The sequence below is a fragment of the Pantoea sp. SO10 genome (assembly GCF_005281435.1).
In the GTDB taxonomy this organism is placed as follows: domain Bacteria; phylum Pseudomonadota; class Gammaproteobacteria; order Enterobacterales; family Enterobacteriaceae; genus Pantoea; species Pantoea leporis.
This window is the reverse complement of the sequence record NZ_CP040096.1, coordinates 709320-723958: the sequence shown is the minus strand read 5'-3', so window position 1 is coordinate 723958 and position 14639 is coordinate 709320. Positions and strand designations below refer to the sequence as shown.

Genomic DNA, 14639 nt, shown 5'->3' with positions numbered 1-14639 from the left:
TTACTCTTTGTTGGATACCAACGTGCCTTTCAGGCCGTGCGGCTCGGAGCGCAGGTATTGCGGTGGCGCTTTGGCCTGCGCACCCAATTCAGCGGCGGCATGCCACGGCCAGCGCGGGTCGTAAAGTACTGCGCGCGCCAGCGCGATCAAATCTGCGTCACCTACCTGTAATGCTTGTTCTGCCTGCTTGGGTTCCGTAATCAAGCCTACGCCAATCACCGGAATCTTTACCTGTTTGCGGATGTCGCGTGCAAAAGGCAATTGATAACCGGGACCGACCGTGATTTTCTGCTGCGGTGACAAGCCGCCGCTGGAGACGTGTACGTAATCGCTGCCCGCCGCTTCGAGTTGCTGGCTGAAGACAATCGACTGCTCAACATCCCAGCCACCGTCAACCCAATCCGTTGCCGAGAGGCGCACACCTACCGCCACTGAATCTGGCACGGCGCTGCGCACCGCATGGAACACTTCCAGAGGGAAACGCAGACGATTCTCCAGCGAGCCGCCGTACTCATCCTCACGCTGGTTACTCAGTGGCGACAGGAACTGATGCAGCAAATAGCCGTGCGCAGCATGCAGTTCAATCAACTGGATACCGAGTTTCGCCGCACGCTGCGCGCTGTCAACGAAGGCCAGTTTCAGGCGCTCAAGATCCTGTTTACTTAGCGCAACCGGTGCACGATCTTCAGGATTAAAGGCTTGCGCGGATGGTGCAACGGTTTGCCAGCCACCTTGCTCCAGCGACAGCTGATTGCCGCCCAGCCACGGCGCGGCGCAGGACGCTTTGCGTCCGGCGTGACCGAGTTGAATACCAATGGGAGTGTCAGAATAGTGACGGATATCTTGCAGAACGCTGGCTAAAGCCGCTTCCGTTGCATCATCCCACAAGCCTAAATCGCCCGGAGAAATACGTCCGGCGGCTTCCACTGCTGTCGCCTCAATGATCAGCAAACCGGCGCCGGAAAGTGCCAGTTGCCCGAGATGAATGCGGTGCCAGGCGCTGGCTTTGCCATCCTCCGCAGAGTATTGGCACATCGGCGCGATGACGATGCGATTATCGAGCGTTAACTTACCCAGTTGCGTCGTACTAAACAGTAAACTCATTGAAACCTCATCTTCAGTGGCTGAATGGCTTTAAGCTTAGGGCGAAAAGCGCATTTTGCAGAGGGCTATGAGTTTGAATGTTGTAGCAAAAAGTAAGTTAAGCGGAATGTGCCGCCGCAAGTCGAAACGCATCAGACATTTTTTCCTGCTCACGTTGTGATAACCCCAAATGTCTGGCGACTATGCGCCATTGCGCAACAATGCTGCTGAAGTTTTCTATGATAGTTTCGGCTTCAGATGCCTTCAGCCGGAAATAGGGCGCAACTTCACGCGCCAAATCGAGATCAAGCGCATTATCAGCTGCCGTCACATTTAATTTCAGACCATCAGCATAGGGCACTGGATTGAGATCGAAGGCGGCAGATAACCGCCAGCCCTTGCCTGGAACCAGAATAAATCCATGATTGCGCAGATGATCATCGGTGTTAGAGACCAGCATATTAAAGACAATCCGCGACCACAGCTCGCGTAAATCAGCATTGGTTTGGGAACCATGACGAATCAATACTTCCGCCAGTTCGAGATAACTCACTCCGGTGGATGCATCTTCGCCATCAGTATGGCCAGTCATGGTCATCGCGGAGGCAAAGTGCAGACGCTTCCCTTCGGGCGTGCGATCGAAACGGCGCACCATGAAACAGTGATAATCGCTGGCAAATTTTTTCGCCATGGCAGCGGCAACGTTAAGTTCACAAGCCGTGGCGAGAGCATTGACGACCATTTCCCATCCACCCACATCATATTCATCGCGGATGCTGGGGAACTTGGCGATAAATAGCTGACCTTGCTCATCAACCACACTGGCTTTGGGCCGTGCGCCACCCAGAGAACCGCCTGGAGCGATCAACATCCTGAGCCATTCACGTCCCTGAGCAGCACGGTTATCCGGATCGCTTTCCAGCGCGCGGCTTGCACGTTCAAGTGCTGCGATTTCAGTAAATGGGGGAGCCGCAGTTTCCAATCTGTTATCAAGAAATTCCCCCTGATCCTCCAGCCGGTAACGTAAAGCACCCACGCGATACAGGTCATGAACCCCCAGTAAAAAATCGGATTCAAACATGCGCGTGCCGGAAGGCAATAATCCGCCACGGATATCGCGTTCCAGACGACGCTCCATCAATAAGCGTCCCCATCTGTCGGGGCTGGAATCGCCAAACACTCCAAATCCAGCACGATTGTGGGCAGGATATTGTGGCCCTTCGAATAAGTGGATGCCGGGATCTAACTGGATCAACATCAAATCGGGATCGCTAAGCGCTTGCGGATCATACTGAAATTCAAAAGATTCACGCGCCCGGCTGCGGCGAATATGCAGATAACCGAGACGTTTTGGTTGCTTGAGTCCGTTCCAGTCGGCGTAGACGCTAATCATGGTCATTGTCGGGTCCTATTTTTTCTTCCCTGAAATTAGCAGTGAGGCGAGGCCGGCAGAGGTGACTGTCTGAGCGTTTTTTTGCTCAACTCCGCGCTCATAAGCCTCAGCTACCTGTGTGCTGTTCTCACCCTCATCTACCTTATACGCTGATTTAGCAGCAAATAATTTAGTCGTTGAGGTAAGACGTGCATCTTGCAGTTGGCGACCCAAAGTATCCTCAGCAGCCAGCAGATTGAGATCCTGTTCGAGTCCTAACACTTGCATCACAGCCAGATAGGCTCCGATAGTCACACCCGCGCTACCCGCTTCAAGCGAACGCAACGTCATCGGGGTCATTCCCGCGCGTTCCGCCACCTGTTTAGCCGTAAGTTTTCTTCTTTTACGAGCGAGTTTTAATCTCTCTCCAAAAGCGGCAAGCATATCGCTCGTTTGAGGAAGAAGCAGAGAAGTTCGCTGTGCCATTGTGTCACTATTTTATCTTTAAATGGGGTTAATGAATAAAATATTAGCACTTTTTCGAACTGTCTTCCATTTTTAATGATTAAATAAAAAACGAAAAAGTGCTAATAAATTATCATTTAATGAACATAAAAGATAAAATATTAGCACTTCAATTTAAAACGCCGCCGATCGCCAGCCGCGCGCGTTATCATTGCCGGTGCGCACCGCCAGTGAATGCGCTGCACGTTGCGAACGCGCCATCACCTCTTTTTGATTGAGCTGGGTAAACTCACCATTTCGCAGCAGATAAGCGCCATCAACAAACACATCGCTGACCTCGTGGCCGAGCGCCGAGTAGACCAGCGATGAAACCGGATGATGGATCGGCGTCATCGCCGGATGCGAGGTATCAACGATCACCAAATCGGCGCGTTTGCCGACTTCCAGCGAACCCACCAGATGTTCGAGGCCAATTGCCCGCGCACCGTCGATAGTGGCCATCTCCAGCACTTTTTCCGCCGTCATAATGGTGGGATTGCGGTGCACGCCTTTTTGCAGCAGCGCCGCCACTTTCATCGCCTGAAAAAGGTTGTGATTGTTGCTGCTGGCCGGGCCGTCTGAACCCAAACCAACGGTTAAGCCGGCAGCCAGCATCTCCGGAATCGGCGGCACGCCGGAAGCGAGGTAGAGATTGCTGCAGGGATTGTGCGACACACGCGTGTCATGATGTTTGAGTGCGCGGATGTCGCGCGAATTGCACTGCACGCAATGCACCGCCAGCACGTCCGGGCCGAGGAAACCGATATCGCTGAGAAATTCGGTGTCGCTGGCCTGAAAACGCAGCTTTGCCTGCTCGATCTCAAAATCGGTTTCCGCCACATGCGTAGTGATCAGCACGCCGGTTTCATTCGCCAGCTGGCGCGTGCCGCGCAGCACTTTCTCATCCAGCGCCCAAATCATGCTTGGTGCCAGACCGACTTTTACCCGGCCATCGACCTGGTGATAACGATCGATCACCGCGCGCGCATCGGCCAGCGCCTGTTCAGGCGTTTCGATCAATTCAGCAGGAATACCGTGCTCTGCGCCGCTGGTGAGAAAACCGCGACACACATGACCGCGAATGCCGCTGACTTCAAAGGCCTCGATCACTTTGGCGGTTAATCCTCGGCGCGGATGCGCGTACATAAAATCGACCAGCGACGTGACGCCCGAGCGCAGTGATTCTATGCAGCCGTGCAGCGCGGCGGCGTAAACATCCTCTTCGGTCAACGCTACGGCGCTGGGCCCGGTCATGCAGGTGAACCACTTTTTCAGCACCATGTCATCGCCGAGACCTTTCAGCAGCGTCTGAAACAGATGCGTATGCGTGTTCACCATGCCCGGCATAATAATGCGTTCGCGGCAGTCGATGATTTCCGCTTCAGGATAGCGCTGCTGCAAAGCGTCGCGCGTGCCGATGGCGCGAATGGTCTTATCTTCAATCAGCAAACTGGCCTGTTCCAGAATCTCGCGTTGCGGATTCATGGTGATCATCCAGCCGTCAGCCAGCAGATAACTCATGAGGCGTTCTCCAGTTGCTGCTGTAATTCAGCGGCATTGACCACAAATCCAAAGCATTGCTGCACGTTATACAGCGTGGCATCGCGGCAATAAGCCGGCGAGGTTGTGGCGCTGCAATCTTCCAGCAGCAGGCAGTCGTAACCGCGAAAGTTGGCATCCTGTAAGGTGCAAAGCACGCACTGATCGACGTTAACACCGGCAAACAGCAGCGTGGTGACGTTGAGATTGCGCAGAATGCTGTCGAGTTCGCTGTCCTGAAAACCGGACATGCGGTATTTGTTGACGCGAATGTCATTGGCATCCGGCGTCAGTTCGTCCACCACTTCCGCCGCCCAGCTGCCGGCCTGCAACACCGGCGCGCCGGAAACCGGCAGCGGATCGCCTAATCCCACGCCATCACCGTTCGGGTTATAGACGTGCAGCAGCGCGGGGCTGAGATTGAGTTTATCAGCGCGATTGCCCCAATTGAGCCAAATCACCGGCACCTGAGCGGCGCGCAGCGTCGGCAGCAAGGCTTGCAGCGGCGCAATTGGCGCGCGCGCGGGCGTGACATCGACGCCGATATGCCCAAGCCAGCCTTCGGCATGACAAAAGTCGTTCTGCATATCAATCACCAGGATCGCCGTGCGCTGCAGATCAAAAATCACTGAACGTTCACGCGATGTAAGCTGCACGCTGCGCGACACCTGCGCTGGACGCCGCGTATCAACCACTTGCGCTGAAACGCGCCATTGATTGTGTCGACTGCTGCCTAAAACGTTCTCCGGCATATCAGGCTCCCGTTAACACGCGGATATCTTCAGCATCGAGCGTGACAGGGTCACCGCTACGAATCAGTTCAGAGAAGCCTTCATTCGGCGTCATCACCGTCAGCGTATAGAGTTTGCTGCTGCCGGTATTACGAATGGCGTGATCGTTGCCCGGATGCAGCAGGAGAGAATCGCCTTTGCTTATCTCAAGTTCATCATCGTTGCAGCGCGCCACGCCTTCGCCGTGTAGTACATAAAAGAACTCGTGCGCGGTGGCGTGTTCATTCGGTGGCGTAGCACCGCCGACGTTGAAAATCTCCACCACGAAAATGTTCTCAATGCCGTCTAACGGCTTGTCGAACAAGATGGCGAAATAGTTGCTGCTGTCCGCACTGATACGGAACGCCTTAACATCCGCAAGATTGTTGAAACGAAACGATTTCATAATTTATTCCTTTCGATAAGGCTGCGTTAATGCGCCGGGTTGCAATGTGCGTCCCACCACGCCGGACATCGCCAGAATGGTGAGCAAGTAAGGCAGCGCCAGCAGCACCTGCGGCGGCAGCGTGTTTTCAAACAGCTGTAGCGAGAGTTGCAGGGCATCTGCGGCGCCAAAGATAAAAGCGGCGACCAGCGCTTTAAGCGGGCTCCAGCGTCCAAAGATGACAATCGCCAGCGCGATAAAACCTTGTCCACTGACGATGTTGTCGCGGAACAGGCCGATCTGCGCCGTGACCAGATAGCTGCCCGCCAATCCAGCGCCCACGCAGGAGAACAGCACGCCCCACGTGCGAATCTTCAACACGTTGAGCCCGGCGGCATGTGCCGCGCGCGGGTTTTCGCCCACCGCACGCAGCGACAGGCCGAAGCGGGTGTGAAACAGACCAAAGTGCGCCAGCACCGCCAGCAGCAAAGTGAGATAGAGTGGCAGCGGCTGCTGGAACAGAATCGGGCCAATAAACGGCAGCGAAGAGAGCAGCGGCACATGCCAGGGTTCGAGCATTGGGATGGTAGGTGAGGATGCATTGCCCATCACCAGCGCGTAAATCCAGGTGGCTAATCCCGCTGCCAATATATTGAAGACGATGCCCACCACAATCTGGCTGGCATGGGCGCGCAGGTAGAGCGCCGCCAGCACGCAGCCAACCAGCAGTCCGCCGACGCCACCGGCGATAAAGCCCAGCGCGGTCGATCCGCTCTCAACCGCCGTCATGTAGCTGGAAAGCGCGCCCAGCAGAATAGTGCCTTCAATACCGATATTCAGTACGCCGGAGCGTTCGGCATAGATCTCGCCCAGCGCCGCCAGTAATACCGGACCGGCAAGGCGCACCGCGGCGGCCAGCCAGCTGACGAAAAAGGCGTTATCGAGATTCATCCACAGATTCATGAGTGTTCCTCCGCCAGTTGGCTGCGCGATTTACGCCCGCCGGGCAGGTTGATGCGGTAATAGCGCAACAGATCGCCTGCCAGAATCAGTAGCACCACCAGACTTTGCAGAATCAACACTACCGAAGTGGGCAAGCCGGTTTGGCGCTGCATGGCGCTACCGCCCACTTCCAGCCCGCCGTAGAGAATGGCGGTCGGGATCACCAGCAGCGGATTGAGGCGTGCCAGCAAAGCCACCACCACGCCGATAAAGCCGACGCCGCCGGAAATGCCTTCCATCAGCCGATGTTGCACGCCCAATACGGCGCACAATCCCGCCAGCGCCGCCAATCCGCCGCCGAGCAGCACCGCGCCCATTTGGCGGCGATTGACATCCACGCCGCTGTAGCGCGCCGCGCGCGGATTCAGCCCGGCAATTTTGATTTCGAAACCGGCGGGCGTGGCACGCATCAGCCAGAAGACAAACAGCGTGGCGACTAGCGCGATGGCGATGCCCCAATGTGCGCGCATGCCGTTCATCACAAACGGCAGCCAGCTCTCCACCGGCAAACGTGGCGTCTGCGGCAGATCGCCCGGCGCGCGCATTGGGCCGGAAACCAGATACTGCACTATGAACAGCGCCACATAGTTGGCCATCAGCGAAATCAGCACATCGTTGCCGCCAAATTTTACCCGTAACGCGCCAACCCAACCGGCCCAAAGCGCGCCCGCAAGGAAGGCGGCAATCAGCACCATCGGCCAGTAGAGCAGCGCGGGAATCGCCCACGGAAAGCCCTGCGGCGTACCCGACAGCGCGATCCAACTGGCCGCAGCGGCACCCAGCAGAAAACAGCCTTCGAAGCCGATATACCCGAGCCCGGCGCGCCACACCACGATGGTTGCCAGCGCGATCAGCATCAGCGGCGTGGATTGCACCAGGCTGAGACCGAAGCTGCGCAGCGAGCCAAAAGCGGCATCAAACAGGAAGCCATAAGCCGAGAGCGGATTGCCGCCAAACGGGATAAACAGCAAACCGGCAATGATGAAAGCGGCAAGGATGCCGCAAAAACTGGTTAACACTAGCGCGCCGCTGGATTCGGCGGGCGCCAGACGTCGCTCAAGCAGCTTCTTCATGGTTGCCTCCGGTTTTTTTCAGGTGCGCGCCCGCCATCAGTTCGCCGAGGCGTTCTGGCGTGGCGTCGGCGGCGTCCATTTCTCCGGCAATCTGGCCGCTGTACATCACCGCGATGCGATCGGAGAGATTGATGATTTCCTCCAGCTCGGCGGAGATCATCAGAATGGCGCAGCCGCGATCGCGCGCCGCCATCAAACCTTGCCACACGCTCTCAATCGCGCCGACATCCAGCCCGCGCGTAGGCTGTTCAACCACTAATAAGCAGGGATTGCTGGCGACTTCGCGCCCGAGAATCAACTTTTGCAGGTTACCGCCGGAGAGTTTTCCGGCTTCGAAATCGGCATCCGGCGTGCGTACCGCAAAGCGGGCGATGATGTCGCGCGCATGCTGGCTAATGCGCTGGCGGTCCAGCAGCCAGCCGCCCGCGCGGGTAAAGGTGCGCTGGCGGCCAAGCATGGCGTTATCAGTAATCGATAAATCGGTCACCGAACCAACGCCACGGCGATCCGCCGGAATAAAACTGATGCCTTTGTGGCGGCGGGTAGCGGGGGAATCGTCGCTGATGTCTTCGCCATTGAGCAGAATGCGACCGGCTTCAAGTTCACGCAAATTAAGCAGCGCTTCCGCCAGCTCCGATTGACCATTGCCTTCCACACCGGCAATGCCGAGGATTTCGCCAGCGGCGACGTTGAGCGACACGCGCCAGATTTTCTGCTGGCCGCTGGCATCACGCACCGCAATGCTATCCACCTGCAACACGGTTTTGCCCGGCTGGCACGGCGTTTTTTCGACGCGCAGCACCACATCGCGACCAACCATGCGGCGTGCCAGATCGCGTTCCGAAGTGTCTTTAATATCCACCGAATCGACCATTTTGCCGCCGCGCATCACCGAAACGTGATGGGCAATCGCCATGATTTCATACAGTTTGTGAGTGACAATCACTACCGAACGGCCTTCTGCGCACAGTGATTTCAGGGTAGCGAACAGGCCGGCTTTCTCCTGCGGCGTCAGCACCGCCGTCGGTTCGTCGAGAATCAGCACCTGCGCATCACGGTACAACAGCTTGAGGATCTCCACACGTTGCTGCACGCCAATCGGCAAATGCTGCACTTTCGCCCAGGGATCGATCGCCAGCCCGTGTTTATCCGAAAGCGCCTGCAAACGCGCCGCCGCCGCGCGCAGATTAAGTACGCCGCTAGCGCCTTCTTTCAATCCCAGCACCACGTTTTCCACCACGCTCATCGGCTGTACCAGCATAAATTCCTGATGCACCATGCCAATGCCGCAGGCGATAGCATCGCTGGGATCGCGGAAACGCTGCGCCTGGCCATCCACCTCAATGCTGCCTTCATCGGCCTGATACAGGCCGTAAAGAATTTGCATCAGCGTGCTTTTGCCCGCGCCGTTTTCACCCAGCAGCGCGTGGATTTCGCCGGCTTTAATGCTGAGCGACACGTCATCATTGGCCACCACGCGCGCAAAGCGTTTGGTGATATTTTTCAGCGCAACGCGGATGTTTGCTGTTGCTGTCATAATGGTTAAACCACTGGCTTCAGCGCGCCGCTATCAAGCTGCTGCCAGATCTGCTGGAAGCGCGCCCATGCGCTGGCACTCACCAGCTTGGCGTTGTAGTGTTCGCTGCCATTGACCACCGACCAGGCTTTGCCAACGGTGGGATGCCATTCGTCGCCGCCTTTGAAGGTTTTATTCGCCACCGACTCACCAACCTGTTCCACCATCCAGTCGAGGTTCTGGCGGAAGCTGCAGGCAACATAATCGGGCGCGACATCACGCTGATCGACATAGCAGCCGATAGCTTTGACTTTCGCCGCTGCCGCGCCTTGCATCGCGCCGAGGCCGGTGACGTCTGCGGCATGCCAAATCACATCCGCGCCGTTGCCAATCATGGTGGTGGCAGCTTCACGGCCTTTGGCGGCGTTGTCGTAATCGCCGGTCACCACGCCCATGCCTTTGATGCCCGGACGGGTTTTCTCAGCGGCCTGAATAAAGGCGCGCATCATTGCCTGCTGCGTGGGATTATCTCCGCCGCCGACAAAACCAACCGCTTTGCCTTTTTCGGAAATCAGCGCCGCCAGCGCACCGGCGGCATAGGCGCCTTGCAGATAGGCGAGATTGACGTATTCCACGTTGTCCGGTGATTTTTCGCCTGGCTTGAAGGTGGACGCGAAGAAGTAGGTGTCAGGATATTCCGGCGCGATTTCGACAAACGCCGAGCCGTATTCAAAGCTGTGGCCAATGATCAGCGTGTAACCGTCATCGGCGTAGCCACGTATGGTTTGATCCATCTGCGCCTGCGACACGCTTTCGCTGTGCGCAACGCTGAAACCGGCTTTTTGCAGGCTCTGCAATCCGGCATACGCCAGCGAACTCCAGCCGCCATCGGCAACCGAGCCGGGCAACAGCAGGGCGATTTTTATGGTGTTATTCGCCGCCATCGCTTTGCGCGACAACATCGGTGCCAGCGCGGGTAACAACAGTGCGCCAGCCACTAACTTCGCAAACTTTCTGCGGGATACGTCTGCCATCATGTGTTCTCCTGGTGTGGTTTTGATGTATTAATCACCGGAAGATCATTATCTTAAAAGCATCATTTTTAGTACTTACCGATGCCTAAAAGGCAACGCAGGGGGAATATGCTGCAACATCGTTTGTTTGTGTATATCGATCAGGTGGCGCGCAGCGGTTCAATTCGCAAAGCGGCTGAACGGCTACACATCTCCGCGTCGGCGATTAACCGCCAGCTGATTGCGCTGGAAGAGGAGCTGGGCACGCCGCTGTTTCAGCGTTTGCCGCGCAAAATGATCCTTACCGCCGCCGGTGAAACGCTGATTCATCATGTGCGGCAGAGCTTTAAAGAGATTGAAATCGCGCAGATGAAAATCGAAGAGCTGAAGGGACTGCGGCGCGGCGAAGTGACGGTAGCAATGATGAGCGGATTAGCAGCAAACCTGATTCCGCGCGTGGCAGCGGAGTTTCGCCGCGCCAATCCGCGCGTGAAATTGCTGCTGCAACAGCTCACCACCGGCGAGAACATCATTAACGCGGTGGCCAGCGGCGAGGCCGATTTGGGGATTGGATTTGATTTCGACCTGCAGCCGGTACATCGCAGCATTGCCAGCGTGCCGGTGCGATTGGGTGCGGTGGTGGGCGCGGGGCACCCGCTGGCGGAGAAATCCAGTTTACGTTTGAGTGATTGCTTGCCGTATCCGGTGGTGATTGCCGACAAATCGATGGTGATTCGGCCTTACCTGAATGAAGTGTTCGCGCGTGCCTCGATCAATATGCAGCCAGTTATTGAAACCAATTCGATCGAGGTAATGCGCCAGTCGGCGATGATGGATCAAACTCTCACGTTTCTCACGCCGATTGACATTGAATCTGACCAGCGCAGCGGCCGGTTAATCTATATTCCGGTGCGCGAACTGGCGCAGCACACGCAAACGCTGATGTTGATCGGCCACGATCGCGGTACCAGCGCGATTGGTAGCGTATTCGCCGAAACCATTAAAGGGATGATGTCGGAATTGCGTTAATCGTAGGGTGCGCATTAATGCGCACCTGGTCACCATAAATGGCGATCCTACGAGAACGCGGTGCGATCGGTCAGGAATTGAATATCGAAATTATGGACTTCTCGTGCCAGCTTTAATAACGCGTGCGCGGCACGATCGGTGGCAATCGCACCGCGCTCAGCATCCGCCGTTGCGGCGTTGCCGGTGGCACCAGACAGATGCAGATCCTGCGCCATCCAGCCAAAACCAATGCCGCCTTCAGGAGTTAAAATTCCGCCGGTCGCTTCAAGCGCCACCGAAGTGGAAACGAAATTAGCGGCGTGCTGCATCTGCACCAGTTCAGGGTGCAAATGCAGCATCATGCTGGTTTCTGATTCACCGCCGTGAATGCCGTGATTAAGTTCATGCGCGCTGTAGAGATCCGATGCATCAATGGTACGGAACCAGCTGGCGCTGACGGCAAACATGCCCAGTTCGATGCGCAGCTGGCGACAGACGATCTCCATCAGCTGCGGCTGTCCGCCGTGCGAGTTCCAGAAAATCAGCTTGCGAATTCCGGCGCGCCAGGCGCTTTTCGCGACTTCGAACCACACTTTGCCTAACACGTCATACGGCAGCGAAAGGGTGCCGGGATAGGCAAGATGTTCATCCGATTTACCCATCGGCAGCGCGGGCAGCACCAGCAAAGGAAGATCGTCGGGCAATAATTTCACCGCGCGTTGAATAATGCCGGCGTTGATCGCCGCATCCACACGCACCGGCAGATGCGGGCCATGTTGTTCAACTGCGCCAATCGGCAGCACGGCGACGATATTCGCCATATCAAGTTCACTGAATTCCCGGGTTGAGAGATCCCACCACCAGGGCGAAGACGGTTTGAGCATGTTGACCTCCATTTTTAACCCCAACATAGCGAGTTAATAGTGCAATGGAAGCAACAAAATTCGCACTTAGCGTTGCTTTAAAGGCATTGGTCATAAGCAGGTCGCCATGAATGATCGGCGACCCAACAAGAGCGGCGTTACTTCTGATTTTTACTGGTGAATTCCTGATAATTTTCTTTGGTCACCGTCTGGTATGGCACCCAGTTGTAGGCTTCGGTCTTTTTACCGCTCAGCATGTCGTAAGCCACATCGACTGCACCGGTCGCCTGGCCTTTCGCATCCTGGAAGATCGTCACCGCCATTTTGCCATTCTTAATAAACTGCAAACCATCCGGCGTGCCGTCGATGCCGGCGACTAACACATTGTTTTTCTTCAACTGATCGAGCGCCATAATCGCCCCGATCGCCATTTCATCGTTGTTCGCGATGATGGCGTTGATATCATTCCCATCCTGCAACCATGACAGGGTTTTATCGACCGCTTCGTTGCGCTGCCAGTTGGCGCTCTGTTTCTGAATCACTTTCAGGCCGGGATGATCCTTCACATAATCTTCAACCGCTTTGGTGCGCTGACGTGCTTCTTCGGTGGAGAGGGCGCCCATCAGAATGGCGATATTTCCTTTGTTATCCAGACGTTTGGCTAAGGCTTCGATCTCCATCTTGCCGCTTAACGCCGAATCTGAACCGACGTAAGCCATTTTGCCGGTCAGTTTCACTTCGGGTTTACGGTTCACGAAGATCAGCGGGATATTGGCTTTCTGCGCAGCGGCGATCACCGGCATTACGCCTTGCGTATCCACCGGGTTGATGATGATCGCGTCTGCGCCCTGATTGATGAAATCATCCACCTGCTGGATTTGCAGAGATACATCGCCTTTGGCATCGGCAAATTGGCTGTTAAGCTCTTTGTCTTTAAGCTGCTTTTCCATCTGACTTCGTAAGATGGAAACAAAATTGAGATCGAGATTAGCCAAAGCGACTCCAACCATGTAGGTTTTCGCCTGGGCAGTGAACACACTGAGCAAACCGCAGATAAGCATTACTACTTTGAATAATTTCATTTTTTTATCTCTGTAGGGGAGGTTTCAATTATTTTGCATCCGGGTGCAAAATCAGCGGGATCACTCCTGCTGATTGACATCATGTTCAGACGGACAACGCGATGTGCTGCATTCACTCTCTGGCACGGTTGAAAAATAGTCAACGCAGCAAAAAGCGATTTCATCACCACGATCACAAAATCATCACGATTTGCACCCGAGTGCATTACAAAAATGCAACCGGGTGCAAAGTTTGCAAAAATCGCCTCTTGCTTACATGAGGAATCGCTTTATGCTCACTTTTTGTCAGCTAATTTGCGGAAGGGAGCCGATGACCAGAACAGTGAAAAAAGCCACGGCCAGCGATGTGGCGCTTCTTGCCGGCGTGTCGAAATGGACGGTATCGCGCGCGTTTATGCCTGGCGCTTCAATCTCTGAGAAGGCGCGCGAGAAGGTGATGCGCATCGCTAAAGAGCTGGGATATCGGCCCAATTTGCTGGCGCGTAGTCTGGTAAAGAAGAAAACGCATATTATTGGCGTAGTAATCGACGAGCTGAAAAATCCGCATACGCTGATGATTCTCAATGAAGCTACGCAGCAGCTACAACGTCGCGGCTATATGGCGATGATCCTCAACATCACCGACGGCGAGCCGTATCGATCGGTAATGACGCAGGCGGATCAATTGCAGATCGACGGCATTTTGTTTCTCGGTACGGTGTTATCGGCACAGCTGATTACGCTGGTGGAGGATATGTACAACATTCCGCTGGTGCAGCTGTGCCGCAATACGCATGCGCAGGGCATCGATGTGGTGGCGATTGATGGTTATGCCGCCGGCAAGCAGATCGCCGAGCTGTTGCTGGCGCAGGGCGCGCAACGGTTTGGTTTTATGCAAGGTCCGGATACACCAACGTCACATCTGCTGCGCAAAGAGGGATTTGAAGCGACGCTGCAACAAGCAGGCTGTCAAATTGATGTGCTGCTTAAAGCCGGCAGCTACGATCGTGCACGCAGCTGGCAAGCGATGAGCGATTATCTGCATCAACCGGATGCGCCCGCAATCGATGCGCTGTTCTGTGAAAACGATGTGCTGGCGCTCGGCGCGATGGAAGCGATGCGCGCCGCCCCGACCAGGCCAAGGATTGCGGTGGTGGGATTCGATGATATTGAAGAAGCCAGCGCGCCAGGCTGCCAACTCACCACCTTTAGCCAACGTATTGATCTGCTGATCGCCGAAGCGTTAAACCGATTGATTGATGGTCGCGAGAGTGCGGATGAGCATTGGCGGCGGGGTGAAATGCGAGTACGGCGTTCGCATTTGAGGTCGCCATAAATGACGTAATGCTCCTCAGTTAAGACATGAAAACCCGTAATTACCGAGAGCACACATTGTAGCGGCGCAATTCATTGCGCGATAAATCGCGCCGCTACGGAAGGTGCGGTAATT

At 55.7% G+C, this 14639-nt stretch carries 14 protein-coding genes; 2 read left to right on the top strand and 12 right to left on the bottom strand.

Annotation, left to right across the window (positions count from 1 at the left end):
• The 10 genes from FCN45_RS22875 to FCN45_RS22830 all read right to left on the bottom strand — a co-directional run bounded on the left by FCN45_RS22875 (position 1) and on the right by FCN45_RS22830 (position 10281).
• Positions 1-1104, bottom strand: a complete 1104-nt coding sequence (locus tag FCN45_RS22875; RefSeq protein WP_137387412.1) for an NADH:flavin oxidoreductase/NADH oxidase — start codon at positions 1102-1104, stop codon at positions 1-3.
• Between the two features lie 97 nt (positions 1105-1201).
• Positions 1202-2482 carry a type II toxin-antitoxin system HipA family toxin gene (locus FCN45_RS22870; RefSeq protein WP_137387411.1) on the bottom strand — a complete coding sequence of 427 codons (1281 nt, stop codon included), beginning with the start codon at positions 2480-2482 and terminating at the stop codon, positions 1202-1204.
• 9 nt (positions 2483-2491) lie between these two features.
• On the bottom strand, positions 2492-2941 hold the full coding sequence (locus FCN45_RS22865; RefSeq protein ID WP_137387410.1) for a helix-turn-helix domain-containing protein: 450 nt from the start codon (positions 2939-2941) through the stop codon (positions 2492-2494).
• A 153-nt stretch (positions 2942-3094) separates the two neighbouring features.
• Positions 3095-4480: an amidohydrolase family protein gene (locus tag FCN45_RS22860; RefSeq protein ID WP_137387409.1), complete on the bottom strand. Its 1386-nt coding sequence runs from the start codon at positions 4478-4480 to the stop codon at positions 3095-3097.
• Positions 4477-5250, bottom strand: a complete 774-nt coding sequence (locus FCN45_RS22855) for a cysteine hydrolase family protein (RefSeq protein WP_110866915.1) — start codon at positions 5248-5250, stop codon at positions 4477-4479. Before FCN45_RS22855 ends, FCN45_RS22860 begins: the two co-directional genes overlap by 4 nt.
• 1 nt (position 5251) lies before the next feature.
• Complete coding sequence (locus tag FCN45_RS22850) at positions 5252-5674, bottom strand: cupin domain-containing protein (RefSeq protein WP_137387408.1); 423 nt, start codon at positions 5672-5674, stop codon at positions 5252-5254.
• A gap of 3 nt (positions 5675-5677) precedes the next feature.
• Positions 5678-6616 carry an ABC transporter permease gene (locus FCN45_RS22845; RefSeq protein WP_137387407.1) on the bottom strand — a complete coding sequence of 313 codons (939 nt, stop codon included), beginning with the start codon at positions 6614-6616 and terminating at the stop codon, positions 5678-5680.
• Entirely contained in the window at positions 6613-7728 is a 1116-nt protein-coding gene (locus FCN45_RS22840; protein WP_137387406.1) for an ABC transporter permease, read from the bottom strand. Before FCN45_RS22840 ends, FCN45_RS22845 begins: the two co-directional genes overlap by 4 nt.
• Entirely contained in the window at positions 7712-9265 is a 1554-nt protein-coding gene (locus FCN45_RS22835; RefSeq protein WP_137387405.1) for an ABC transporter ATP-binding protein, read from the bottom strand. The genes FCN45_RS22840 and FCN45_RS22835 overlap by 17 nt, the downstream gene beginning before the upstream one ends.
• 5 nt (positions 9266-9270) lie before the next feature.
• Positions 9271-10281, bottom strand: coding sequence for a BMP family protein (locus FCN45_RS22830; RefSeq protein ID WP_137387404.1), 1011 nt, complete (start codon positions 10279-10281; stop codon positions 9271-9273).
• A 105-nt stretch (positions 10282-10386) separates the two neighbouring features.
• Between FCN45_RS22830 and FCN45_RS22825 the strand changes: the two genes are divergently transcribed.
• Entirely contained in the window at positions 10387-11286 is a 900-nt protein-coding gene (locus FCN45_RS22825; RefSeq protein WP_137387403.1) for a LysR family transcriptional regulator, read from the top strand.
• Positions 11287-11333: 47 nt separating this feature from the next.
• On the opposite strand, the gene FCN45_RS22820 is transcribed toward FCN45_RS22825, so the two are convergent.
• A complete protein-coding gene (locus tag FCN45_RS22820) occupies positions 11334-12149 on the bottom strand; it encodes a creatininase family protein (protein WP_137387402.1) in 816 nt (271 codons plus the stop codon).
• A gap of 137 nt (positions 12150-12286) precedes the next feature.
• A complete protein-coding gene (locus FCN45_RS22815; protein WP_137387401.1) occupies positions 12287-13210 on the bottom strand; it encodes a substrate-binding domain-containing protein in 924 nt (307 codons plus the stop codon).
• Positions 13211-13520: 310 nt separating this feature from the next.
• Between FCN45_RS22815 and FCN45_RS22810 the strand changes: the two genes are divergently transcribed.
• Positions 13521-14525, top strand: a complete 1005-nt coding sequence (locus FCN45_RS22810) for a LacI family DNA-binding transcriptional regulator (RefSeq protein ID WP_137387400.1) — start codon at positions 13521-13523, stop codon at positions 14523-14525.
• The last annotated feature ends 114 nt before the right edge of the window (positions 14526-14639 follow it).

Coding starts and splice junctions, on each gene's coding strand:
- FCN45_RS22845 (WP_137387407.1), bottom strand. CDS start 6,616: ATGAATCTGTGGATGAATCTCGATAACGCCTTTTTCGTCAGCTGGCTG.
- FCN45_RS22860 (WP_137387409.1), bottom strand. CDS start 4,480: ATGAGTTATCTGCTGGCTGACGGCTGGATGATCACCATGAATCCGCAA.
- FCN45_RS22830 (WP_137387404.1), bottom strand. CDS start 10,281: ATGATGGCAGACGTATCCCGCAGAAAGTTTGCGAAGTTAGTGGCTGGC.
- FCN45_RS22810 (WP_137387400.1), top strand. CDS start 13,521: ATGACCAGAACAGTGAAAAAAGCCACGGCCAGCGATGTGGCGCTTCTT.
- FCN45_RS22850 (WP_137387408.1), bottom strand. CDS start 5,674: ATGAAATCGTTTCGTTTCAACAATCTTGCGGATGTTAAGGCGTTCCGT.
- FCN45_RS22815 (WP_137387401.1), bottom strand. CDS start 13,210: ATGAAATTATTCAAAGTAGTAATGCTTATCTGCGGTTTGCTCAGTGTG.
- FCN45_RS22875 (WP_137387412.1), bottom strand. CDS start 1,104: ATGAGTTTACTGTTTAGTACGACGCAACTGGGTAAGTTAACGCTCGAT.
- FCN45_RS22855 (WP_110866915.1), bottom strand. CDS start 5,250: ATGCCGGAGAACGTTTTAGGCAGCAGTCGACACAATCAATGGCGCGTT.
- FCN45_RS22835 (WP_137387405.1), bottom strand. CDS start 9,265: ATGACAGCAACAGCAAACATCCGCGTTGCGCTGAAAAATATCACCAAA.
- FCN45_RS22870 (WP_137387411.1), bottom strand. CDS start 2,482: ATGACCATGATTAGCGTCTACGCCGACTGGAACGGACTCAAGCAACCA.
- FCN45_RS22820 (WP_137387402.1), bottom strand. CDS start 12,149: ATGCTCAAACCGTCTTCGCCCTGGTGGTGGGATCTCTCAACCCGGGAA.
- FCN45_RS22865 (WP_137387410.1), bottom strand. CDS start 2,941: ATGGCACAGCGAACTTCTCTGCTTCTTCCTCAAACGAGCGATATGCTT.
- FCN45_RS22825 (WP_137387403.1), top strand. CDS start 10,387: ATGCTGCAACATCGTTTGTTTGTGTATATCGATCAGGTGGCGCGCAGC.
- FCN45_RS22840 (WP_137387406.1), bottom strand. CDS start 7,728: ATGAAGAAGCTGCTTGAGCGACGTCTGGCGCCCGCCGAATCCAGCGGC.